This window comes from Prauserella endophytica, from assembly GCF_005146945.1.
Lineage (GTDB): Bacteria > Actinomycetota > Actinomycetes > Mycobacteriales > Pseudonocardiaceae > Prauserella_A > Prauserella_A endophytica.
Genome location: NZ_SWMS01000068.1, coordinates 1 through 4,112, shown reverse-complemented (window position 1 = coordinate 4,112; position 4,112 = coordinate 1). Strand labels below are relative to the sequence as shown.

The following is a 4,112-nucleotide window of genomic DNA, read 5'->3' as shown; positions in this document are numbered from 1 at the left end:
CGCATACCACTCCACTAAGATAAGAAACACATCATCCGTGGCTTACACGGAAATCATGACAGTGCCGACCATCACGATCACAGCGGCGACCCAGCGCGGCACGCCCCATTTGACAAGCCGGTCGACGCCGGGCGCCATCAGCGCGGCGAGCAACAGCGCGATCGCCATCGGCACGATCAGGTGCGAGAAGTAGCCCGCAAGCCACACGATCACGTACAGCGCGGCGATCACCACGATGAACCGCCACGACAGAGCCGCGCTCACCCGCAACCCAGTCGGCACCAACCCTGTCACGTCCCGGCCTGATACCGGCACTCGGGACGCGCGCGTCTCGTCGGACCCACTCATCGGTCAACGCGCGCTCGTGAGCACCACATCTGTCGCACACTCCGCCATTCTCACCGGGCAACCAGGCCTCACCGGGGTCACACGATCTGCCCGGCCCAGCCTCGAATACCCCGGCTGACCACCGCGCAATCCCTGTTGTTGACAACGATTTCAGCGTCATCGGCCCAATCACGTGCCACCGTGCAGCCACGACGACCAGTGGGCCACCAGAGTCGGAGATCGATTCTGACCCGTGGGATGTGGGGCCGGTCGGGGTCCTCTTGTGGAGAATGTCGGTGCGGCGCATACTGGCCCCGCGTCTTTGGTGGGCGCTGTCCCGGACCCCGGCAGTCGAATCGCAGTGTTTGACGACGGAGAGGGACACCATGGCTGTGTGACAGCCTCCCCTACGTGAGAGCGACTCCCTTTTCCAGTCAGGATCTGGCAGATCCGCATCGTGCGCGACGTGGCCAGCTGGTTGGTCGACGAGCGCTGTCGCGTGGACTACACGGTGGTCCCGGGTTCCCGCGGGAAGTGTGCCGATACGGGCAGCAGCACCGATGAAACCCCCTCGTTCCCCGTGTGTTCAGGCCGGCGACCCACCTAACGAGCAAGATCCTCCCATCGTGAAAGGACATGTGTGATGTCAACCGGCGTGATCATTGGTGTCATCGTCGCCGTCGTCATCGTGGCGGCGTTGGTCGTCTGGCTGGTGGTGGCCCGGCTTCGGCGCCGACAACAGCTGCGGGACCGGTTCGGCCCTGAGTACGACAAGGCTGTCGACGACGGCCAGAACCGGCGGGCAGCCGAGCGGGAGCTCGGTGAGCGCGAGAAGCGTCACGAGCAGTTCGACATCACGCCGTTGTCGCCGACCGCGCGAGACGGTTACGCGCAGCAGTGGGCCTTGATCCAGGCGAAGTTCGTCGACCGCCCCGACATCGCGGTGGCAGAGGCGGACCGGCTCGTGGTCGTGGTCATGGGTGAGCGGGGCTACCCGACCGAGGACTACCAGCAACAGGTCACCGACCTGTCGGTCCAGCACGCCTCGACACTCGAGCATTACCGCAGCGCACACGACATCAAGACCCGGCACGACCAGAGCCAGGTGTCCACGGAGGAACTTCGGAAGGCGATGGTGCACTACCGGTCACTGTTCGAGGACCTACTCGACCCCACTGTGGACGGTCGAGCCGACCACGTCGACAACGCCGGCCGCGGCGTGAACCCGAACCCTCGAACCTGAACCAGGAGCCATGGCATGCATCCCGACCAGGGAACCGACAATCATCCCGCCAAGGACCAACTCACGCCAAATGGAGCCGTTCCAGACGACATCCAGCCGCGCACAGCGGACCTGACCGCCGGCCCCGATAACCATCACGACCGGCTCGTCGATGCCCCGCCTCTAGCTGTCGATGGCCATACCTCACCTCCGGCGGTCGGTGACGACGAATCACCCGTGCACCTGTTCCATCCCGAGGCGGCCAAACGGTTCCGGGTCGAATGGCAGCAGATCCAAACCAGATTCGTCGACGACCCAAAGGACGCGGAACAGGGCGCCGATCACCTCCTCGCCGAGGTACTGCAATCACTGGCCAGCACATTCACCGAACGCAAACACGAACTGGAAGGGCAGTGGCACGGCGAATCCGAGGCCCTGACCGAGGACCTGCGACTCGCCCTGCGCCGTTACCGGACGTTCTTCAACCAGCTTCTCGACGCCTGACCCCTAGCGCGCCACCACACGCACCCCGAGCCCTCGGCGAGCCAGAGGGCTCTGGCGTGAGAGTTGGGATCGTTCATCGACAAGATGGGAGGAGGGCCATGGAGTTGTCGCGGCGGGAAAAGGAGATCCTCGCCCAGATCGAGGGCGAGTTCACCCCGAAGGAAGCAGGCATGGCGGCGGCGCTGAACGCGGAGTCCGTCCGCCGCCAGTCCTCGCCTGCGGCGCGGACCTGGCTCCGCCTCCTGGGACTGCTCGCCCTCGGACTCGCCATGATCCCGATCGGCATACGGCTGTTCGGCCTCGGACCAATCGGCGTAGGCGTCCTCACGCTCTGCGTCATTGCACCCTGGACCCTTCTCGCCGCCGCCCGCCTCGCCCACAGCACAACCGGCGAGCAGCCGCCAACCACCACCCCGCCAGCCGCGTGATCTCCGCAACGCGACTGGCGCGGTCCGCAGCCCGGGTAGGCCGCGGCGGCGGGGGTTGTCGCACTGGCACGTCCTGTTCGTGGCAGCGTGGCGGGCGTAGCGTCAGGTCAGCGCGTCTCTGCCGGTCCCGGTACCGGGATGCTGAAGATTTCGCCGCTCTGGCCTCGGTGGCTGTCTGGAGACAACGGGCGAACCGAGGTGCGACTCTCATGGCGTCAATAGGTAGGCAGGTTCGGCAGGGGTTCGGGGCCAAGCCCGTGGGGCGTGACGCGGCATCCAGTCGCTGGCTGGAAGGACTCGCCCGTGGCGGGCTGGTGGCCTGCGGTGTCAACTATGCGCTGATCAGTCTGCTGGCCGTACAGATTCCCCCACTGGGAGAAGTCCGCACGGTGCGGGGCCTCTCGCAGATCTTTTTCATCACCCCGGACACACGTTATACATTCCGACCACGACCGGCGTGGTGAGCGAGCATCTGCTCGTACAGGTCGACGTAGCCGTGGCTGTCCACCGCGTGCGGGACTCGATGGCGGCTTAACAGCAGGTTCGGTGGGTACTCTCAAACGCGTGATCGATGACTCGCCCGAGGTCGCGGCGGCGTTCCCTGAGTTGAGTCAGGGCATCACAGCCGACTACAGCGATGAGGACGAGCCGGTCCTGCGGTGGCCGGGTGGCTCCGAGGTGGACACGTGGCGGGACAACTATCCGTATCGGTCGCGGATGAGCCGGGTGGAGTACGACCGGACGAAGCGACTGCTGCAGATCGAGCTGTTGAAACTCCAGTACTGGGTGGCCGCGGCACGTCAGCAGATGGTGATCGTGTTCGAGGGTCGGGACGCGGCCGGTAAGGGCGGCACCATCAAGCGGTTCACCGAGCATCTCGACCCGCGCGGTGCTCGGGTGGTCGCGCTCGGCAAGCCCACTGAGCGGGAAGAGAGCCAGTGGTATTTCCAGCGCTACGTCCAGCATCTGCCGGCGGCCGGCGAGATGGTGCTGTTCGACCGGTCCTGGTACAACCGCGCCGGGGTGGAGCGGGTGATGGGCTTCTGCTCCGATGAGCAGTACGAGCGGTTCGTCCACCAGACGCCGGCGTTCGAGGAGATGCTCGTCGACGACGGCGTGCTCCTGGTGAAGCTGTGGTTCTCGGTGTCCCAGGCCGAGCAGCGCACCCGGTTCCTGATCCGCCAGATCGACCCCGTACGGCGGTGGAAACTCAGCCCCAACGACATCAAGGCGCTGGACCGCTGGGACGCCTACACCACGGCCAAAGTCGCCATGTTCCGGGCAACCGACACCGACAGCGCCCCGTGGACAGTGGTCAAGAGCAACGACAAGAAACGCGCCCGCACCGAGGCGATGCGCAGCGTCCTGGCCCGGTTCGACTACGACGACAAAGACCCCGACATCGTCGGCGAACCAGACCCGCTCATCGTCGGCTCGGCCGCGACCCTGCTGGAACCCGGCGAGGACGACACCTCGCTCAGCCCCACCCCCATCGCCGCAAAACCCACCGACGCCCTCCTCGGCCCCGGCCACCACCCGACCACCCAACGTTGACCCGCTTGGGTCTATCCCATGATCGGTGTTTCCGGCGTTGTTGATCAGTAGGTCTCGGCTCCCGGCCAGCGGTCACC

Annotated in this window: 5 protein-coding genes; 4 read left to right on the top strand and 1 reads right to left on the bottom strand. The window is 65.7% G+C overall.

Going from position 1 to position 4,112, the window contains the following annotated elements; translation table 11 throughout:
* Nucleotides 1-42 precede the first annotated feature (42 nt).
* Nucleotides 43-264, bottom strand: a complete 222-nt coding sequence (locus FCN18_RS38845; RefSeq protein ID WP_323808411.1) for a hypothetical protein — start codon at nucleotides 262-264, stop codon at nucleotides 43-45.
* 706 nt (nucleotides 265-970) lie between these two features.
* Here FCN18_RS38845 and FCN18_RS38840 point away from each other — a divergent pair.
* The 4 genes from FCN18_RS38840 (at nucleotide 971) to ppk2 (ending at nucleotide 4,035) form a co-directional block, all read left to right on the top strand.
* On the top strand, nucleotides 971-1,570 hold the full coding sequence (locus tag FCN18_RS38840; RefSeq protein WP_206078105.1) for a hypothetical protein: 600 nt from the start codon (nucleotides 971-973) through the stop codon (nucleotides 1,568-1,570).
* Between the two features lie 15 nt (nucleotides 1,571-1,585).
* Nucleotides 1,586-2,053, top strand: a complete 468-nt coding sequence (locus FCN18_RS38835) for a hypothetical protein (protein WP_137097585.1) — start codon at nucleotides 1,586-1,588, stop codon at nucleotides 2,051-2,053.
* A gap of 98 nt (nucleotides 2,054-2,151) precedes the next feature.
* Complete coding sequence (locus FCN18_RS38830) at nucleotides 2,152-2,481, top strand: DUF3040 domain-containing protein (RefSeq protein ID WP_137097584.1); 330 nt, start codon at nucleotides 2,152-2,154, stop codon at nucleotides 2,479-2,481.
* A gap of 564 nt (nucleotides 2,482-3,045) precedes the next feature.
* On the top strand, nucleotides 3,046-4,035 hold the full coding sequence (gene ppk2 / locus FCN18_RS38825) for a polyphosphate kinase 2 (protein ID WP_228714367.1): 990 nt from the start codon (nucleotides 3,046-3,048) through the stop codon (nucleotides 4,033-4,035).
* The last annotated feature ends 77 nt before the right edge of the window (nucleotides 4,036-4,112 follow it).